Annotated in this window: 1 pseudogene; it reads right to left on the bottom strand. The window is 73.1% G+C overall.

Features of this window, described 5'->3' with window-relative positions:
- Nucleotides 1-28: 28 nt before the first annotated feature.
- Nucleotides 29-709, bottom strand: a pseudogene (locus tag AC3EO4_RS55685) (ABC transporter permease); the annotation flags it as partial.

Raw genomic sequence — 709 nt, forward strand, 5'->3', positions numbered from 1 at the left:
GTCGGCCATCAGCGCCGCTACGGAGCGTTCAGGCAGAGGGCATCAGGTCGCGGCGGCGCAGGAACGCCAGCCCCGCCGTGGCCAGGGTTACGGCCACAACAGTCAGCCCCAGCAGCGGTGCCACCGGTGATGAGACGCCGTCCAGCAACATCGCCGGCACGTGCACGAACGGCGACAGGTTGAGGACGATCCCGGTGGCGAGCTTGAACTCCGCCAGCAGATCCACGACCAGGAAGAGGCCGAGCACGGTCCAGCTCGCGGCCGCCGCCAGCCGTGGCAGCATGCCGAACAGCAGCGTCGCGATCCCGACCACGGTCCAGACCGCAGGCAGGTAGGCCAGCGTGGCCCCGGCGACGCGGGCCACATCGCCGTCGTAGGCGAGCCCCGCCGCCGCGCCCAGCGCGGCCAGCAGCAGCACCGGGCCCACGATGGCGAACACCAGGTGGCTCAGCGCCCAGCGCAGCCGGCCGACAGGGGTGGACAGCAGCAGCTCGGCCCGGCCCGCCGCCTCCTCGCCACGGGCGCGCAGTGCCGACACCAGCGCCGCTCCCGTGACGAGCTGGCTGAGCACGTACATCACGAACGTGAAGAACACATCCGAGACGCGGGCGTCGGCGCCGCCGACGGTCGCGGCGAGCTCCTGGAGCCGCGGCGTGTCCAACTGGGCGTCCAGCCCCCGCGCTGACACGCCGAGCAGGGCGCCCAGCAG

The organism is Nonomuraea sp. bgisy101 (assembly GCF_057708945.1).